The 19,569-nt window shown below is 32.7% G+C and carries 17 protein-coding genes; 12 read left to right on the top strand and 5 right to left on the bottom strand.

What is annotated here, in order from left to right; genetic code table 11:
* Positions 1-35 precede the first annotated feature (35 nt).
* From NYQ10_RS18875 to NYQ10_RS18850, 6 genes are all read left to right on the top strand, one after another.
* Complete coding sequence (locus NYQ10_RS18875) at positions 36-1,061, top strand: glycosyl hydrolase family 18 protein (protein WP_289877775.1); 1,026 nt, start codon at positions 36-38, stop codon at positions 1,059-1,061.
* 161 nt (positions 1,062-1,222) lie between these two features.
* Positions 1,223-3,160 carry a glucosamine-6-phosphate deaminase gene (gene nagB, locus NYQ10_RS18870; RefSeq protein WP_289877774.1) on the top strand — a complete coding sequence of 646 codons (1,938 nt, stop codon included), beginning with the start codon at positions 1,223-1,225 and terminating at the stop codon, positions 3,158-3,160.
* Positions 3,161-3,312: 152 nt separating this feature from the next.
* Positions 3,313-5,379 carry a beta-N-acetylhexosaminidase gene (locus tag NYQ10_RS18865; protein ID WP_289877773.1) on the top strand — a complete coding sequence of 689 codons (2,067 nt, stop codon included), beginning with the start codon at positions 3,313-3,315 and terminating at the stop codon, positions 5,377-5,379.
* Positions 5,380-5,784: 405 nt separating this feature from the next.
* The gene (locus NYQ10_RS18860; protein WP_289877772.1) at positions 5,785-6,483 is read left to right on the top strand and encodes a DUF3592 domain-containing protein; all 699 of its coding nucleotides are present in this window, start codon (positions 5,785-5,787) and stop codon (positions 6,481-6,483) included.
* A gap of 64 nt (positions 6,484-6,547) precedes the next feature.
* A complete protein-coding gene (locus NYQ10_RS18855; RefSeq protein WP_289877771.1) occupies positions 6,548-7,351 on the top strand; it encodes a TlpA family protein disulfide reductase in 804 nt (267 codons plus the stop codon).
* A gap of 244 nt (positions 7,352-7,595) precedes the next feature.
* Complete coding sequence (locus NYQ10_RS18850) at positions 7,596-9,215, top strand: ABC-F family ATP-binding cassette domain-containing protein (RefSeq protein ID WP_276173010.1); 1,620 nt, start codon at positions 7,596-7,598, stop codon at positions 9,213-9,215.
* Positions 9,216-9,318: 103 nt separating this feature from the next.
* Here NYQ10_RS18850 and NYQ10_RS18845 read toward each other — a convergent pair whose 3' ends face one another.
* The 3 genes from NYQ10_RS18845 to NYQ10_RS18835 form a co-directional block, all read right to left on the bottom strand.
* Positions 9,319-9,492, bottom strand: coding sequence for a hypothetical protein (locus NYQ10_RS18845; RefSeq protein WP_289877770.1), 174 nt, complete (start codon positions 9,490-9,492; stop codon positions 9,319-9,321).
* A gap of 470 nt (positions 9,493-9,962) precedes the next feature.
* The gene (locus tag NYQ10_RS18840) at positions 9,963-10,556 is read right to left on the bottom strand and encodes a dihydrofolate reductase family protein (RefSeq protein WP_289877768.1); all 594 of its coding nucleotides are present in this window, start codon (positions 10,554-10,556) and stop codon (positions 9,963-9,965) included.
* A gap of 176 nt (positions 10,557-10,732) precedes the next feature.
* Complete coding sequence (locus tag NYQ10_RS18835) at positions 10,733-11,659, bottom strand: hypothetical protein (RefSeq protein ID WP_289877767.1); 927 nt, start codon at positions 11,657-11,659, stop codon at positions 10,733-10,735.
* A gap of 208 nt (positions 11,660-11,867) precedes the next feature.
* Between NYQ10_RS18835 and pyrR the strand changes: the two genes are divergently transcribed.
* The 6 genes from pyrR (at position 11,868) to NYQ10_RS18805 (ending at position 16,500) form a co-directional block, all read left to right on the top strand.
* Positions 11,868-12,407, top strand: coding sequence for a bifunctional pyr operon transcriptional regulator/uracil phosphoribosyltransferase PyrR (gene pyrR, locus NYQ10_RS18830; protein ID WP_109194143.1), 540 nt, complete (start codon positions 11,868-11,870; stop codon positions 12,405-12,407).
* A 98-nt stretch (positions 12,408-12,505) separates the two neighbouring features.
* Positions 12,506-13,432, top strand: coding sequence for an aspartate carbamoyltransferase catalytic subunit (locus NYQ10_RS18825; protein WP_029273654.1), 927 nt, complete (start codon positions 12,506-12,508; stop codon positions 13,430-13,432).
* Between the two features lie 295 nt (positions 13,433-13,727).
* A complete protein-coding gene (locus tag NYQ10_RS18820) occupies positions 13,728-14,060 on the top strand; it encodes a ribonuclease Z (RefSeq protein ID WP_289877765.1) in 333 nt (110 codons plus the stop codon).
* A gap of 45 nt (positions 14,061-14,105) precedes the next feature.
* Positions 14,106-15,011, top strand: a complete 906-nt coding sequence (locus NYQ10_RS18815) for a ribonuclease Z (protein WP_289877764.1) — start codon at positions 14,106-14,108, stop codon at positions 15,009-15,011.
* 168 nt (positions 15,012-15,179) lie between these two features.
* Positions 15,180-15,824: a pyridoxamine 5'-phosphate oxidase gene (gene pdxH, locus NYQ10_RS18810; protein ID WP_289877762.1), complete on the top strand. Its 645-nt coding sequence runs from the start codon at positions 15,180-15,182 to the stop codon at positions 15,822-15,824.
* 172 nt (positions 15,825-15,996) lie between these two features.
* Positions 15,997-16,500 carry a CAP domain-containing protein gene (locus NYQ10_RS18805; protein ID WP_289877761.1) on the top strand — a complete coding sequence of 168 codons (504 nt, stop codon included), beginning with the start codon at positions 15,997-15,999 and terminating at the stop codon, positions 16,498-16,500.
* A gap of 127 nt (positions 16,501-16,627) precedes the next feature.
* Here the strand turns inward: NYQ10_RS18805 and NYQ10_RS18800 are convergent, their stop codons facing one another.
* Positions 16,628-18,571 (bottom strand): OmpA family protein, encoded by a 1,944-nt coding sequence (locus NYQ10_RS18800; protein WP_289877760.1) that lies wholly within the window; start codon positions 18,569-18,571, stop codon positions 16,628-16,630.
* Between the two features lie 11 nt (positions 18,572-18,582).
* Positions 18,583-19,494, bottom strand: coding sequence for a PorP/SprF family type IX secretion system membrane protein (locus NYQ10_RS18795; RefSeq protein WP_289877759.1), 912 nt, complete (start codon positions 19,492-19,494; stop codon positions 18,583-18,585).
* Between the last annotated feature and the right edge of the window lie 75 nt (positions 19,495-19,569).

Genomic DNA, 19,569 nt, shown 5'->3' with positions numbered 1-19,569 from the left:
GTTATGCCTAATACGGTATTATTAAAATCAAAATTATGAGAAAAAATAAAGCCTTATTAGGCATCCTCTTTTTTATAAGTTCACTTATTTCTGTTTACAGCTGTACATCTCAAAAAGATGCAGAAAACGATGATGTTAAGAAAAAGACAGCTCGAGTTGTAGGATATTTATCTACGGATAATTTTTATAAAATGACTTCGATTGAGTTTTGTAAACTAACGCATTTGAATGTTGCGTTTGCAAACCCTGATAAAAATGGAAATATTGTTTTTTCAGGAGATATTGACGCACTAGTTAATTATGCAAAATCAGTTAATCCCAAAATTGTAATAAGCATTTCTTTAGCAGGTGGTGTCATTTCAGAAGAGCAGGCAGCAAATTGGTCATGGTTGATTGATAAGCCCGAAAATAGACCAGTTTTGATTCAAAACATTATGAATTTTGTAGAACTTCATAAGCTGGATGGCGTTGACGTAGATTTAGAATGGGATGCTGTAACAGTTGGTTATAGTGGCTTTGTTTTGGAATTGAAAAAAAGCATGGTTGAGCGTAAAAAGCTATTAACTGCCGCACTTCCAAACAATTCTCGTTTTCAAAATATAAATGCAGCTGCTTTAGAAGCTTTCGATTTTATCAATATCATGGCTTATGATTCCACTGGTCCTTGGGCACCAAACAAACCTGGTCAGCATAGTTCTTTTGCTTTTGCTAAGGAAGGAATTGAGTTTTGGAATAAACTTCAAAATGTTCCTAGCGAAAAACTGACTTTAGGTGTTCCTTTTTATGGTTATAACTTTACGAATCCAGAAGTTACAAGTGCTAAATATAGTGAAATTGTCGCAGCAGGAAAGCAATTTGCTGAACAGGATGAATTAGGTAAAATCTATTATAATGGAAGACCAACCATTGCGCAAAAAGTAGAATATGTTGCTCAAAATACAGGAGGAATTATGATTTGGGAATTAGCCCAAGATTCATTTGATGAATACTCTTTATTAGATGTTATTCATAAAAAGTTTACTTCTCTAAAAGTCAAAACTACAAATCTGTGTGGGAACTAAAAACAGTTTTTACAATACATGCCGTAAAGCTTTTTTTATCCCATCGAAATAATAAAGGTCACAAGATTTTAAGTTTGGTTAGTAGTAATGGTATAGAGTGCGAAAGCGGTTTATACCATTCTTAAAACCAAAATGGTAATTACTACAAAAAAAGAAAAGAAATGAAAAGTGCTTTAGAAATAAAACCTGATATCAGTTACAAAAGCGCGGGAAAATTTGAAGAGACTAGATTTGAGAAAATTCATAACGAAATCTTCAAAAGTTCTATAGAAGCTTCTGTAATTGTCGCTCAGGAAATTGCGCAGCTGATTAGATCAAAACAGGAGAAAAATAAATCTTGTGTTTTAGGTTTAGCAACAGGTTCTTCTCCAATAAAAGTCTACGAAGAGTTAGTGAGAATGCACAAAGAAGAAGGACTGAGTTTTAGCAATGTTGTTACTTTTAATCTGGATGAATATTATCCGATGACTAAAGAGAACAATCAGAGCTATCATTATTTCATGCATGAACATCTTTTTAATCACATTGATATCAAACCTGAAAATATTAATATTCCAGATGGTACTGTAGCGATTGACGAAATCAATCAATATTGTATTGATTATGAAATGAATATTAAAAATGCTGGTGGTCTTGATTTTCAATTACTTGGAATTGGACGTACAGGACACGTCGGTTTTAACGAACCAGGTTCTCATATTAATTCAGGTACTAGAATTATTACGTTAGATCATATCACAAGAGTCGATGCATCATCTGCTTTTAATGGTATCGATAATGTGCCGAAACGCGCTATTACAATGGGAGTTTCAACCATTATGAGATCAAAACGTATTGTTCTGATGGCTTGGGGACAAAACAAAGCAGATATCATTAAAAGAACTATTCAAGGTGATATCAGTTCTGAAGTTCCCGCTACTTTTTTACAAAATCATCCAAACGCTACTTTCGTTTTAGATCAATCTGCAGCTACCGAATTAACTCGTTTTAAAACGCCTTGGTTAGTTGGCGAATGTCTTTGGACACCAGAATTGAAAAGCAAAGCTATTGTTTGGTTGTGTCAAAAAACAAAACAATCTATTCTGAAATTAACAGACCGAGATTACAATAATAACGGAATGTCTGATCTTTTGGCACAAGAAGGTTCTGCTTATGATATGAACATCAATATGTTTAATATTTTGCAGCACACCATTACCGGATGGCCAGGAGGAAAACCGAACACAGATGATTCGCATCGTCCAGAGAGAGCAAATCCGGCGAAAAAAAGAGTTATTCTTTTTAGTCCGCATCCAGATGATGATGTAATTTCTATGGGAGGTACTTTTTCTAAATTAATCAAACAAGGTCATGATGTTCATGTTGTATATCAAACTTCAGGAAATATTGCCGTTTCTGATGATGAAGCACTAAAATTTGCAGAAGTAGCAAGTGATTTTCTTGGAAAAAATGATTCTGGTATCAATTTTAAAGAAGTAATAAAATTTCTAAATAACAAATCTGAAAATCAAATTGATTCTTTGGAAGTTAGAAAATTAAAAGGACTTATTAGAAGAAGAGAATCTTACGGGGCAACTAGATATATTGGTTTAAAAGATGCTAATACACACTTTTTAGATCTACCTTTTTATGAAACAGGGCAGGTTAAAAAGAATCCGTTAGGATCAGAAGATATTGATATTGTAAAAAATATTATTGCTCAAATAAAACCACATCAAGTCTTTGCGGCTGGAGATCTTGCAGATCCGCACGGAACACATGAAGTTTGTCTGAATGCCATATTTGCGGCTTTAAAAGAACTTAAACCAGAACCTTACATGAAAGATTGTTGGTTATGGCTTTACAGAGGCGCTTGGCACGAATGGGATATTCATGAGATTGATATGGCAGTTCCGCTAAGTCCATCAGAGGTTTTATTGAAACGTCATGCTATTTTGCATCATCAATCTCAAAAAGACCGAGTAATGTTTCAAGGAAATGATTCTCGAGAATTCTGGGTTAGAGCAGAAGACAGAAACAAAAATACAGCCATTTTATATGATGAATTAGGTTTAGCTGAATATGAAGCAATTGAAGCTTTTAAACGTTTTGATTATTAAAGTTTTAAGATTCGATTTTGAGCGAATCAATTGACAAAATTCAGATGGTTACTGGTTAAAGTGAGGTAATGCAGAAGGCATTCTGAATTTTGTCTTTTTTTATATAAATTTAGGATACTTATTAAAAAACTATCCAACCAAAAAAAAGAAAAATGAAATATTTATTTGTACTATTATTTGCAGGGATAACTGCGGGTGCTCAAGTCAAGAAAGAGCAGCTAAATCTTATGCCTTGGCCTCAGAGTGTTGTTGTTAATGAAGGTAATTTTGCTTTAACCAAAAATTTTAAAGTCAATATTACAGGAAATCCGAATCCAAGAATTTTTGGCGGAGTAACTCGCTTTTTGCGCCGTTTAGATGGTAGAGCAGGTATATTTTTTGAACAAGGTTTTATTACTAAATTAAACGAAGTTCCAAATGCAGAACTGCAAATCAATTGTGCTAAAAGTGGTAAAATTGGTTTATATGAAGACGAAAGTTATCACTTGGATATTACTTCAAACAAAATCACTTTAAACGCATCAAGCGATTTAGGAGCTCTACACGGTTTGGAGACTTTGTTGCAATTGCTTCAAAATAACTCAAATTCGTTTTATTTTCCAGCTTCGAAAATCTCAGATTTTCCGAGATTTACATGGAGAGGTTTAATGATTGATGTTTCAAGACATTTTCAGCCAGTTGATGTTATTAAAAGAAATATCGATGCATTAGCAGCGATGAAAATGAATGTTTTTCACTGGCATTTGGTTGATGATCAGGGATGGAGAATCGAAATGAAAAAACATCCAAAGTTTATTGATTTAGCTTCGGATGGAATGTATTACACACAAGAGGAAATTAAAAATATCGTAAAATATGCTGATGAGCGCGGTATTTTAATTGTTCCAGAAATAGATGTTCCAGGTCACGGATCTGCAATTTTAACGGCTTATCCAGAAATTGGCAGTAAAGTAATTACGCTGACAGGAGGAACATCCGAAAAAAATATTCAAGGTACAGCAATTAGTACCTATGGAGTTGAAAGAAATGCTGGTATTTTTTCGCCAACATTAGATCCTTCAAATCCTAAAACATATCAAATTTTAAGTGAAGTTTTTGATGAGGTTTGTCCGTTATTTCCAGGTGCATATTTCCATATTGGTGGAGATGAAAATGAAGGAAAAGATTGGGATGCGAATCCTAAAATTCAAGAATTTAAAAAGAAACATAATTTAAAAACCAACCACGAATTACAAACCTATTTCACGATGCAATTGGCGCCTATGTTAAAGAAACACGGAAAACAATTGATGGGTTGGGAAGAAATTCTAACTAAAGATCTTTCTAAAGAAGCAATTGTACATTCTTGGAGAGGTCCAAACGAAGGAATGACCGCTGGGCAATCTTTAGTAGATGCTGTTAAAAAAGGATACAAAACGGTTTTATCAAACGGTTATTATATCGATCTGATGTATCCAGTAGCAAGTCATTATTTAAATGATCCGATGCCGAAAAATGCAAATTTAAGTGCAGAAGAAAAAGCAAGAATTTTAGGTGGAGAAGCTACAATGTGGACAGAATTGGTTACTCCTGAGACAGTAGATTCTAGAATTTGGCCAAGAACTGCTGCAATTGCAGAAAGACTTTGGTCTGCAGAAGATGTTGTTGATGTTGAGAATATGCGCAAACGTTTAGAAACAGTTTCTTTCAGATTAGAAGAATTGGGAATCACTCATATTCGCAACAAAGATGTAATTCTGAGAAATATTTCAAACAATCAGGATATTAAAGCACTTGAAGAATTTTCATTGGTAAGTGAACCTTTAAAAGGTTACACTCGTAACAAAGGCGGAACAGAATATCAAATGTACTCTCCATTTACTTTATTTGCAGATGCCTGTGGTCCAGATGCAAAAGACGCTTTAGCATTTGACGCGGCAGTTACTCAATATTTAGCAAATAAATCTGCTGATAATAAAGCAAAAGTGGCAGGATTTTTTAATAAATGGATCGCTGTACACAAAGATTTGACAACGTTAAGTGCCAATGCGCCTTTGGTGCAGCCGTTATTGCCATTGTCAAAAAAATTAAATGATGCGTCGCAGGAATTATTATTGGTTTTAGATAATAAATCGACTTTGAAATCTGATAATTTGAAAAAATTAGTGGAAGATTGCAATACAAAAGACCACGCCGATGTAGAATTAGCTGTTTATACAAGCTTGAAAAAATTATTGTAATATAATTTGAATTAGTGTTTAGTAAAATGTTGCCTCTATTAATTTGAATTCTATATCTCTGCTAGAAACTCTCTGGCAGAGATATTTACAAAAAGAGATTTTTCTGCTCTTTAAAAAAAGAGCAAAAAATATATTTTCAAGAGTTAATAACAAAAATCCTGAAAATTATGTGAAATAAAATGTTTGGTGGGTTAAAATTGAGTTTGGTTATTTATTTTTTAATCTAGTTTTATTTCAAAACAATGTATCGAGTTTGGGTAATTTGTTATTTGGTTTTTACCCAGATGAGGTCATTTATAGAGCCTGGCAATTCGTTGTCAGGCTTTTTTGTTTAAAATAAATCAAACTATTAGGAAATAAAAGTTTTAGGATTATTTTTACAGCAACTAATCAAACCCAAAATTAATGAAAGCATTCTCAATTTTTAATTATGTATTTTCCATTATCGGAGCATGTCTATTAGCTGGAGCTATTTATCTTTATATAGACAAACAAGCTTTTCTCGAAAAAGCAGAAACCACACAAGGAACGGTTATAGAAATGATTCCTAAAAGATCAAAAGATTCTACCACTTATAGTCCAGTTGTATCTTTTACGACAAAATCAGGTCAGGAAATTGCTTACACATCATCTACTAGCAGTAATCCGCCAAGTTATAACGTAGGAGAAAATGTTCAAATTTTTTATGATCCCGCTAATCCAAATAAAGCAGAAATAAATGGCTTTTTCTCGTTATGGCTAGGTGTTATAATTCTAGGTTTTATCGGAATCGTTTTCTTTTTAATCGGTTCTTTAGGAGTTTTATTTCGTTATCTTAAAAATAAAAAAGCACAAAATTTACGTGAAACAGGAAAACCGATTTCAGCAAAATTTACACAAGTTCAGTTAAATACAAATCAAACATTAAACGGGCGAAATCCTTTTCAGATTTTGAGTCAATGGCAAGATCCGAAAACCGATGAATTATATGTTTTTAAAAGTGAAAGCATTTGGTTTGATCCTACAGAATTTGTAAAAACAGATACAGTAAGAGTTTTTATTGATCCAGAGAATCCAAAAGATTATGTTATGGATATTTCTTTTTTGCCAGTTTTAAAAAATTAAGAAAACAAATTGCTTAACCGTTTAGTAAGCTTTACGGTTAAGCAAATATAAAATTTGATTACTTTTGGAATCTAATACAATGTTTTCAGGTTCCATGCAGAAATTCTTCAGTTTAATTACATTTCTTTTTATTTTTTCTATCAGTTCAGCTCAAAATAAATTCGGAAATCCAGAAGTTGATCCTATTCAAATTCAGAAAACTTACGAATCGTGGTCAGCTTATCAGAATAAAAATATAATGCTTTCGAGAGATTTTACGCCGCTGGATTTTTCTTCAAAAGAAATATCAAAAGAAACCTTTTTAGATCAGCTTGCTAACGGAAATTTTATTCCAATTCGTTTAAAATCTGAAACGGCTGTTTATGTTTATAAATTATTTAAGATTCAGCCAAAAACAGATACGAGTATAAAAGCTACAATTAATCAGATTGGTTTTGATGCTTACAAAAATTACAAAATGGAAGGAACGGCTTTTCCTCCATTTTCATTTAAAGATTTAAACGGAAATTTGGTTACGAATGAATCTATGAAAGGGAAAATTATTGTCATAAAATGCTGGTACATTCATTGCGCGCCTTGTATTAGAGAATTTCCGCAGGTAAATAAATTGGTTGCTGAATATAAAGACAGAAAAGATATCGTTTTTATAAGTTTAGCTGAAGATTCTTCCGAACAATTAAAAACATTTCTAGCAAGAAAACCACTTTCTTATTCTGTAATTCCAGACATGAAAGAGTATATGAACGATTCTTTGCAATTGAATTCATTTCCAACGCATTTCATTTTAAACAAAGAAGGAATTATTGCTAAAGTGCTGCCAAATTTTGAAAGTTTAGAAGTGGCTTTGGCTAAGGAAAGTAAATTATAATCGAATTAATCTCGCAAAGTCGCGAAGCCGCGAAGTTTTTAACCAATTATTTTAGGATACAGTTTGTCATTTCGAGGAACGAGAAATGACAAGATTGTGAAAAAATCTGAGAAAAACAAAACTTTGCGTCTTTGCGACTTTGCGAGAAACCTTCATCAGCATCAAAAAAACTTAGTCCCTCAGTACCTTTGCAACTCTGAACCTTTTTCCGTACTTTTGCACCAAATTAATTAAAAAGACATTCATGTTAACAGTCAATAATTTATCAGTTCAGTTTGGTAAAAGAATTTTATTTGACGAAGTAAATACAACGTTTACTCACGGAAATATTTACGGCGTTATTGGAGCCAATGGTGCTGGAAAATCTACATTCCTGAAAATTATTTCAGGAGATATGGACCCAACTTCTGGGCATATTCATTTAGAACCAGGAAAACGTATGTCGGTTTTAAACCAGAACCACAACATGTTCGACGAGCATACTGTTTTGGAAACCGTTTTAATGGGAAATAAAGTTCTGTACGCTGTTAAAAAAGAAATGGATGAACTTTATTTGGATTATAATGATGCTAATGCAGACCGAATTGGAGAGCTTCAGGTTCAGTTTGAAGAAATGAACGGATGGAATGCAGATTCCGACGCGGCATCAATGTTATCTAACTTAGGAATCACAGAAGCAGATCATTACACATTAATGGCTGATATGGAAGGAAAAATGAAAGTTCGTGTGCTTTTGGCGCAGGCACTTTTTGGAAATCCTGATGTATTGATCATGGATGAGCCTACCAACGATTTGGATTTCGAGACAATCGCTTGGTTAGAAAACTTCTTGGCAAACTACGAAAACACTGTAATCGTTGTATCTCACGACCGTCACTTTTTAGATGCGGTTTGTACACATATTTCTGATATTGATTTCGGAAAAATTAATCATTACTCAGGAAACTATACGTTCTGGTACGAGTCTAGCCAATTAGCGGCAAAACAACGTGCACAGCAAAACAAAAAAGCTGAAGAGAAGAAACAAGAATTGGAAGAATTTATTCGTCGTTTTAGTGCAAACGTGGCGAAATCGAAACAAGCAACTTCTCGTAAAAAAATGATTTCTAAATTGAATATTTCAGAAATCAAACCTTCAAGCCGTCGTTATCCAGCGATTATTTTCGATCAGGATCGTGAAGCTGGAGATCAAATCTTAAATGTAGAAAACTTATCTGCGTCTGTAGATGGGGAAGTTTTATTTAAAGATATTAATCTGAATATGGCGAAAGGCGATAAAATCGTTCTTTTCTCTAAAGATTCACGTGCAACAACTGCATTTTACGAAATCTTAAATAACGAACAAAAAGCAGATTCTGGAAACTTCGATTGGGGAATTACAACAAACCAAGCGTATTTACCAGCTGAAAACCACGATTACTTTGAAAACGATTTAAGTTTAGTAGATTGGTTACGTCAGTATGCTAAAACGGAAGAAGAGCGTGATGAGGTATTTATTAGAGGTTTCTTAGGGAAAATGATTTTTTCTGGAGAAGAAGCTTTAAAAACTTCAAGAGTTTTATCTGGAGGAGAAAAAGTGCGTTGTATGTTGTCTAGAATGATGATGGAGCGTGCCAACGTTTTAATGTTAGACGAACCAACAAATCACTTAGATTTGGAGTCTATTACAGCTTTCAACAACTCATTGAAAAACTTTAAAGGTTCTGTAATCTTCACAACTCATGACCACGAGTTTGCTCAAACTGTTGGTAACAGAATCGTAGAATTGACACCAAACGGAGTTATCGATCGTTACATGACATTTGATGAATATCTTGATGATGAAAAGATTCAGGAACAAAGAAAGAAGATGTATAATCTTTAATCTATAAAATCTTGCAACTTTGTCAAAGTTTAAAACTTTGACAAAGTTCTATCACCTATAAAAAAATCCCCGCTATGTAAATAACGGGGATTTTTTTTATGTCTTATTTGCTTCCGAACATTTTGGCAAAGATCCAAATGATAATCGCAACAATAAAAATTACGATGAAAATCCCGAATCCCATTCCGGCTTTAAAAATGTCTCCTACTAGTTCACAGCTTGTAAATGAAAATAGTATAACAAATACCATTAACAATCTAAGTATTTTATTTTGCATGATGTTGAGTTTTTAAATTCAGTATTAAAATTACTTCAACAATCAAGGAAATGTGTTATAGAATTTTGGAGAAATGTTTTAGGATTTTGATTTCTAAAGTGACAAGTCCAATAATTACTGCTATTTCCGCTAGGAAATAAATAATGCCAAAAATAGAAATGCTATCATAATTGTAGATTAAAATGCCAAATGTTAGGATACAATAAAGAATGTTAGCTGTACAGATTATTTTTAAAAATGGTTTCCAATTATTCTTTATTAAAAAAAAACTGAGAAGAGAATAGATTGAAAAGAACACGGCTACTATAGAAAGGCATTCTAAAATAGTTTTTGATAAGCCGAAAAAATAATTGAAAGTTTTAAGAACGAAAAAAAGTAATATTGCGGTAAGTAAAGCTCCAAAACTATCTAATAGAAATATGTTTTTGGGTTTTGCTAAAAAGTTTCGAATACTTTCTTTCATATGATTCTTATTCTCCAATTGTACCCGTTTTAACTTCTCCTGCTTTTTTGTAGCTCACAGCAATTACCCCATTTGGCGTAACTGTACTTTCTATTAAGGTAAATCCAGAAGGAGTTGCATTGTCTTTAAAGAGTTTTTTTCCTTTACCAAGAATAATAGGGTAAATTACGAGTGCAAGTTCGTCAACTAAATCATGCTCAAGTAAAAGCTGAACAAGTGTTGCGCTTCCCCAAACTTTAATGTCTCCGCCTTCTGAATTTTTAAGTTTTTTGATATCGTTTACAGATGAAAGGAATTCCGAGTTTTCCCAATTAGATTTTTTTCTGGTGGAAGACAAAACGTATTTCGTAACTTCATTAATTCCCGGCCAGCCATCTGCATGTTTTGGCCAATAATCTTCGAAAATGTCAAATGTTTTTCTGCCTAAAAGAATATCGGCGGGTTTCATTTGCTCCTGCATAACATTGCCATATTCTTCATCTCCAAAAGGTGCTACCCAACCTCCATATTTAAAACCGCCCGAAGTATCTTCTTCTGGACCACCAGGCGCTTGCATTACACCATCGATGGTAATCATGGTTATGACGATTATTTTTCTCATAATTTTGAGTTTTTAAATTCGATTTAAAATTACTTGAAAATCAGGGAAATGTGTTATAGAATTTTTAGGGGAATTTTTTAGGGTTTGGTTATAAATAATTTAAAGAAATCAAAAAAAGGTTTTATCAGTAATTAAATAAATTTCACCGAGTGTCTTTTAAAAGATTAATCAAAAAATTATGATAATGGTTTTTTATTTCTCAAATAAATTTCTCCATCCCTTGTAATGTGTTCTACTCCATTTACAGAATATTTAATAACTAATGTTACTGACGACTTTGTAGTTTTGATTTGCCCATTTTCATCAATCTTTCGATTTTGAATTAAAAGCGTTGTCAAAATAACTTTATTGTTCAAAAGAATTTCACCTTGTTGAACCATTGTTTTAAATGCTGAATCAATCATCTCAAAATTAATTATTTCATTATTATAAAAGCCTTTCCAGTGGAAATTTCCAGATTTTAAAACTGGGGAAATAAGGTCAATGTTAGCTTCATCAATTTCATTTTCTGGAAGATCGTCAGACGATAAAACAAAATTGTAAAACTCATTTCTAGAAACTTCTCGCTCATTTCCTATTGGTTTTCCATCAGATAATCTATGATTTGAGATTTTGTAAATACGTTTGTATTGTGAAACTTTTCTATAGAAATTTGAACGGCGCCAAATTATCTTATAATTAAGAATTAATAAATCTACAACTTTCTTTATGAGTTCGTCATCAATTTCAATTTCATTTTTTGTTTTTAATTTTAGTTCTTGTAATTCTTTTCGTTTTAATTCATTGTCTAACTCTAAGTTCTCAATTTGTAATTTGGTTAATTTTTTATTTTCAACCGGAATTCGTGAAAGAATGACAACAATTGCACTTACAATAAGAGTAATTTGATTGGGATTATCACCGATAAATTTCCATAATTCTACAAAACCACCATCCTTTGGTGGCTCGCTTTGAACTAATAATTTAAAATCAAGAGTTTTAGCAACATCATGGTAAAGATGAAGAAGTTCTTTTTCACATTCATTACGGACTAAAGCATCAAAACCATGTGAGTTGTCAGAAAAAAAATAATGAACTTCTAATTGGTTTGATCTTGAAAGCATATTTTTGTCAGATTAATAGGCTTTAAATATAATATAATTATTTCAATTTAATGTTAGTTATTATATGTTTGAGAATGAATTATGTACATTTTATGGATAATTAGGACTTAAAAATTCATATAATATCGCATAAACATTTATGTACTCAACACCCCAACAAATAAAATCAGATTCCGTATATTTGCGCAACCAAACATTACAATCACTTATGAGTCAAAAAGTATTACTTAATTCGAAAGAAGTTACTATCATACTCCATCGTTTGGCTTGTCAGTTAATCGAAAAACATCTTGATTTCTCAAATACAATTTTAGTTGGAATTCAGCCAAGAGGTGTTTATTTAGCGGAACGTTTAAAACAATTATTAGAAAACGAATACAAGGTTCCTGAAATCACTTTAGGATATCTGGACATCACTTTTTTTAGAGATGATTTCCGTCGAACTGATAAACCGCTTGAAGCCAATAAAACTCAAATCAATTTTATAGTCGAAGACAAAAAAGTCATTTTTATTGATGATGTTTTGTTTACCGGAAGAAGTATTCGTTCGGCCTTAACTGCCATTCAATCTTTCGGAAGACCTTCAGAAATCGAATTATTGGTTTTAATAGACAGACGTTTTAGTCGTCATTTACCAATTCAGCCCGATTATAGAGGTCGTCAGGTAGATGCTATTAATGGCGAAAAAGTGATAGTGAGCTGGAAAGAAAATGATGGTGAAGATGTTGTTCACTTAGTGACAAATTAGTTTAATCGGTTAACCGGTTAATTGTTTAATCGGAAAAGCCAGCATTAAACAATTTAACAAATAAACGATTAAACAAACAAAATATATAAACACACACAATGAAAGAATTAAGCGTAAATCATTTATTAGGAATAAAATATATCAACGAGAATGATATTAACCTGATTTTTGAAACGGCAGATCATTTTAAAGAAGTCATTAATAGACCGATTAAAAAAGTTCCTTCATTACGAGATATTACCATTGCCAATATTTTCTTTGAAAACAGCACTAGAACCAAACTCTCTTTCGAATTAGCACAGAAACGTTTATCTGCTGATGTAATCAGTTTTTCTGCAGCTCAGTCATCGGTTAAAAAAGGAGAAACTTTGATTGATACTGTAAATAATATCCTTTCGATGAAAGTTGATATGGTTGTAATGCGCCACTCCAATCCAGGAGCGGCTTATTTTTTATCTAAAAATGTCAAAGCCAGTATCGTAAACGCTGGAGACGGAGCGCACGAACATCCAACTCAGGCTTTGTTAGACAGTTATTCTATTAGAGAAAAATTGGGAGATGTTGCTGGAAAAAAAGTAGTTATTGTAGGCGATATTTTGCATTCGCGTGTAGCGCTTTCAAACATATATGCTTTGCAGATGCAAGGGGCAGAAGTAAAAGTTTGCGGACCAAAAACACTGATTCCAAGATATATTGAATCGCTTGGTGTAACGGTTGAACCGAATTTGCGTAAAGCTTTAGAATGGTGTGATGTTGCGAATATGCTTAGAGTTCAAAACGAACGTATGGATGTGAATTTCTTCCCGTCAACACGTGAATATGCACAACAATACGGAGTAGACAAACCGCTTTTAGATTCGCTAGGAAAAGAAATCGTAATCATGCACCCAGGACCAATCAATAGAGGAGTAGAGATTACTTCTGAGGTTGCAGATTCTGATCATTCTGTGATTTTGAATCAGGTAGAAAATGGTGTAGCGATTAGAATGGCGGTTATTTATTTGCTGGCTTCTAAGATTCAGTAGATTTTTGTTTCAAGTTTAATGTTTCAAGTTATTGTTGGAGGTGATATTTTTTTACCGCAAAGCACGCTAAGTTTTTTTAACAAGCGAAACTTAATAAATATGTAAAGTTCGCAAAGCTTTGTGTAGATTTAGCTTTGCGAACTTTGCAGGTTTTAGGACTAACTGAGGAGAAAAAACTTAGCGTGCTTTGCGTTAAAATCAAACTTTAAGTAAACAACCTGAAACATGAAACCTGAAACAACAAAAAAACTTAGTAAATTTGCATCATAAATTATAAGCCCCATAAAATTATAAAATGAAAGTAGATCAAAAAGGACATACCGTTACGATTAAAGATACTCAAGGAGATGTAAATGCTTTCTTGGAAAAAGTAACGCAACAGTTTAAAACCTTTGAAAAACAAAATATTATCATCGATTTGTCAGCTGACACAGCGATTACAGAAAAAGATTTGAAAGCTTTTTTACCGCTTTCTAAGCAGCATAAAAAAGCAAAAAAATCGTTTGTAATCGTTGCAACCGATCTTGATTTTAATGCTATTTCTGATAAATTAACTGTTGTTCCTTCTCTTTTAGAAGCGCACGACATTATCGAAATGGAAGAAATCGAAAGAGACTTAGGTTTTTAATAATTAACAATTGATAATTATTAATTGTCAATTATCAATTGAAAAATGAAATTAACTATACTTGGCTGTTACGCCGCAACTCCTAGAACACTTACTAATCCGACTTCGCAGGTTTTAGAGATTAAAAATAGATTGTTTTTAATTGACTGTGGTGAAGGAACTCAGGTTCAGCTTCGAAAGAATAAAATTAAATTTTCGAAGATTAACCACATTTTTATTTCGCATCTTCATGGTGATCATTTGTTCGGATTAATTGGAACAATTTCGACTTTTTCTCTTCTAGGAAGAACCACAGATTTACATATTTATGGTCCAAAAGGAATTAAAGAATTAATTTTGCTTCAATTGAAATTAACTGAATCTTGGACAACTTATTCTTTGTTTTTCCACGAATTAGAATCAAAAGAAAGCGAAGTTATTTTTGAGGATAAAAAAGTAATTGTAAAAACAATTCCGCTAAAACACCGCGTTTATACAAATGGTTATCATTTTCAAGAAAAACCAGATGAAAGAAAGCTGAACGTTGAGGCGGTTCAGCAATATGATATTCATGTTGCTTATTATCAGAAAATAAAAAACGGCGGCGATATTACATTGGATGACGGAACTGTTGTTGAAAACGAAAAGTTGACTTTTGATCCACCGCCAACAAAAAGTTATGCTTTTTGTTCCGACACTGTTTACAACGAAGCTATAATTCCAATTATTGAAAACACTGATGTTTTATATCACGAATCGACCTTTCTAGAATCGGAAGCAAGATTAGCAGAAAAAACTTTACATTCTACAGCAAAAGAAGCTGCAAGAATTGCTTTAAAAGCAAATGTAAAACAATTAGTTTTAGGACATTATTCAACCCGATATGATGGTTTAGAATCATTTAAGAAAGAAGCAGAAGAAGTTTTTCCAAATGTGCTTTTAGCAGATGACGGTTTGAGTTTTGAATTTTGATTTATAAGGGACATAGGGACAAAGGAACAAAGTTTTGAAAATTGTTGTCACCCTGAGCGAAGTCGAAGGGCTTTTTTTAGCAAAATGTATCTTGCAAACGTAGGGGTTCGACTTCGCTCAGCCTGACAAACTTGAAACTTTAAACCTGAAACAAAAAAAACAAAAACTATGAGTGATTTAAGTAACTATAGAAAATCATACGAGAAAAGTGAACTGTTAGAAAATAGCATTCCGGAAGATCCAATTAATCTTTTTAACCGTTGGTTTCACGAAGTAGAAGATTTTGGTGGAAGTGGAGAAGTGAACGCTATGACGGTTTCTACAATTGGTTTAGATGGTTTTCCGAAATCTCGTGTTGTGTTGTTGAAGAAATTTTCTGAAGAAGGATTTATATTTTACACCAATTATCATTCTGAAAAAGGAAAGGCAATTGAAAACAATCCAAATGTTTGTTTGTCATTTTTTTGGCAGGAAATGGAACGTCAGGTAATTATAAAAGGAATTGCCCAAAAAACTTCTGAAATTATTTCTGATAACTATTTTGATTCGCGTCCAGACGGAAGCAAGCTTGGCGCTATTGTTTCTAATCAAAGCGAAGTAATTCCGTCTAGAAATTTTTTAGAAGAAAATTTAAAGAAAATCGAAGCTGAATTTGAAGGAAAATCAATTCCAAGACCTGAAAATTGGGGAGGATATATTGTCACACCGTTACAAGTAGAATTTTGGCAAGGAAGAGCTAACAGACTGCATGACAGGATTCGTTTTACAAGCCAATCTGACTTTTCATGGAAGATTGAAAGACTTTCTTCTTGATTTGTAGGAATTTTATATTTCATTAAAAAAAAGAGATGTATTTCATCGATTAATTTTGTAGTTTAGCGATAAATTAAATACGTTTGGTAAAGAAATCAGACGATATTTATTCAAACATAAATTTAAAGGATTTGCCCCACATTTACTTTAAACTGCTAAAATGCTATTGATTATGAAAAAGATTAAGCGCATCATGTTGTTCATTGCGATTGTAATCGCAATGAACTCATGTACTGCAGACACCGCCGAAGGAAGCGTGGATAATAATCCGATAGAAGCGCTCGTTACTAATTACTCTTACAACGATTTTGAACTTCTTACTATGAAGCTTATTAACGAACACCGTTTGAGTGTTGGTTTAAATGCTTTAGAAAAAGTAAATCATATATCTTCTAAATGTGAAGAACATAATGTTTATATGATTGAAAACAATGTTGTAAATCACAATGATTTTGTCGAAAGATCTCAAAATATTACTAGTGTTTTAGGAGCCAAAAAAGTTGGTGAAAACGTTGCCTACAACTATAAAACTCCTGAAGCGGCTTTGAGAGCCTGGCTGGAGAGTCCAGGCCACAAAGCAAATATCGAAGGTGATTATACGCATTTCGGTATATCTGTTACAACAGATACTGTGACTGGTAAAAAATATTACACTAACATTTTTGCTAAGTTGTAAAAAAACTTGAACTGGTTGGTTTTTTAGAGATCGTTGTAATTTCGTAGAGTTACAACGATTTTTTTTTATATAAAAAAAGCTGTCTATCTAGACAGCTTTTTCCGTTGGTTATGTTAGTAATTAAAAATTACAAAGCAGTTATAATAAACTCACTTCGTCTATTGGCTTGATGTTCTTCTTCGGTACATTTAACTCCGTCTGCACATTTATTTACAAGTTGAGTTTCTCCATAGCCTTTTCCTGTTAATCGATTTGGCGATATACCGTTTTTAATAAGCCATTTAATGGTAGATTTTGCTCTTCTGTCAGATAAAGCTGCATTGTACTGATGTGTTGCTCTACTGTCTGTGTGCGAACGAATATCTAATTTCATTGTTGGATTTTCGTTTAAAACCACTAATATTTTTTCTAAATCTAAGGCAGCTTCTGTTCTAATATTCGATTTGTCAAGATCAAAATAGATCATTTTAATTCCAAAGCAAACACCTAAATCATCACCGACAGTAACTTTACAGCTTGATTTTTCTAATGCAATTGGCAGACTAGTTTTTCCACTTGTTTTAGAAATAGTTACACTTACTTCTTTAGTATTGTATTCAGGTTTTTCGGCTCTTACAAAATATATTTTTCCACATTCAACAGGAAAAACATACTTTCCGTATTCATCTGTAACTATTGTGTTTTTCACGTTCATCTGATCGTCGAATAAAGTTACTTTAGTGCCTGGCAAAACAGTTCCAGTCTCGGCATCAGTAATTATTCCTTCAAGCTGTTGCTCGCATTTGAGTTTTCTTGTTTCTAAGAATTTATAAATATCATCAGAACCTTGACCGCCATCTTTATTTGAGGTAAAATAACCTCTTCTTGAAGCTGGATCAATAATATACGCGAAATCGTCTTTAGGAGAGTTTACATCTGCTCCGACATTTTGAATATTGCTTATTTTTCCATCATTATCGATATTAGCCACAAAAACATCTAAACCTCCAAGTCCAGGATATCCGTCAGACGAAAAATAAATTTCATTTTCTTTAGTTACAAAAGGATATGTTTCTTTTCCTTCAGTATTAATTTCTTTTCCAAGATTTTCAGGAGTTCCAAATCCGCCATTTGAATTAATGCTGACTTTATACAAATCAGATTGACCGAAAGAACCTGGCATATCTGATGAAAAATATAATGTTTTTTCGTCGGGACTTAATGCAGGATGTCCAGTGCTGTAATTATCGCTATTAAAAGGAAGTTCAACAATGTTGTCCCATTTATTATCAGCATTTAAAGTTGCTTTATAAATTTTTATTAAAGTAATTCTATTTTCATTTTTCCCTTTTTTCCCATTAATATAATTGTTTCTTGTAAAATAAACTGTTTTACCATCTTGTGTAAAAACAGGAGATGCTTCGTGAAATTTGGTGTTAATTGCCGATTTGAACTTTTTAACTTTGCCCGCATTTCCACTTTGAGAATCTACATCAGCATTGTAAATATTGGTGAAATATTCTCCAGTCCATTGGTGTTTGCGTTTCGTAAAATTTCCAGTATCTCTGGCAGAAGCAAAATATATTTTGTTATTGTAGACGAAAGATCCATAATCAGAATATTTACTATTTATACCGGCATCTTCAATTTTATATCTTCCTGAATTGGCTTTGATTTCGTCTAGATAATTGGCATTATCTTTATAAAGTTTACCTCGAGCATCGTTTTTTGATTTTGCGTAAAACTGATCTAAAAAAGAATTGGCTTTGTTGTTTTCGCCAATAGATTTTAAAGATTGAGCGTATCGGTAGTAATATTCAGGTTCTATAGAAGTATTCATTGCAAACAATTCGCCATACCACTTTGCGGCATTTGCAAAATCTGAATTAAAATAGTAAGAGTTTCCTAGTTTTTTAAACATGTCTTCAGATTTGTATCCTTTAGACGCTACTTTTTCATAAGTTTTAATAGCATCTACATATGCATAACTGTCATATTTCTTGTCTCCAGAAGCTATTTTCGCTTTTTGAGCATAACTGCCAAATGAAAAAGCACTGATAATGGTTAAGAGAAGTAGTGTATAGTTTTTCATGGTGCGAAGTTTTAGAAGAAACGAGGAGTTGTCATTTTACTATTGTATTTGAAAAGTTCGAAACGTAAGAAGATTTCATGCGAACCAGAATTGTAGTTTCTCAGTCTAGTAGTTTCATTGTCGTACCCATATCCAAGATATAAGCCGTCAGTAATTTGAAATCCAGCCATTGCACTTACCGCTGCATCCCATCTGTAGGCAACCCCAAGAGTTAGTTTTTCGAAGAATAAAAAGTTTGCTGATACATCGACCTGAAGAGGTGCACCCTCAACCATTTTAGTTAAAGCAGCAGGTTTAAATTTTATTTCCTGAGAAAGATCAAAGACATAACCTGCCATTAAATAATAGTTGATTTTATCTTTATAAATAGCTACATCATTATCATCGTAACGATTGGTCTGAATAAAGTTTGGTACAGATAAACCAATGTAAGCTTTACTAGAATGCCAGTATAAACCCGCACCAACATTTGGAGAAAAATCATTATCTAAGTTTTGAAATTTAGGATCGCCAGCTGTTTCTGGGCTTAATTTAGTTACGTCAAGATTAAAAATATCTGCGGTACCTTTTATCCCAAATGAAAGTTTCCAAGTGTCTGAAGTTGGAATCGTATAAGATAAATCTACAGAGAATTGATTTTCGGTCGTGGGACCAATTTTGTCATTAACTAAAGATACGCCAAGTCCAACATTGCTGTTGTTTATTGGAGTGTTGACAGATATTGTATTTGTCTTAGGGGCTCCATCTAATCCTACCCATTGATCACGGTGTAATGCAAAAATACTTAATGCACCACGAGAACCAGCATAAGCAGGATTTATGTTAATTGTATTGTACATATATTGCGTAAACTGAGCATCTTGTTGCGCGTAACCGCTATATGTAACTAACAGAATGACGAAAAAAAGTAATTTTGTTCTCATAGTAAATGAATTATTTTTAATATTACTATTGATTTTTTAATATATTGAAAATCAAATAGTTATTTAATGTAAAAA

It is taken from the genome of Flavobacterium johnsoniae (genome assembly GCF_030388325.1).
Classification (GTDB): Bacteria; Bacteroidota; Bacteroidia; order Flavobacteriales; family Flavobacteriaceae; genus Flavobacterium; species Flavobacterium johnsoniae_C.
This window is presented reverse-complemented; position numbering and strand designations above follow the sequence as displayed.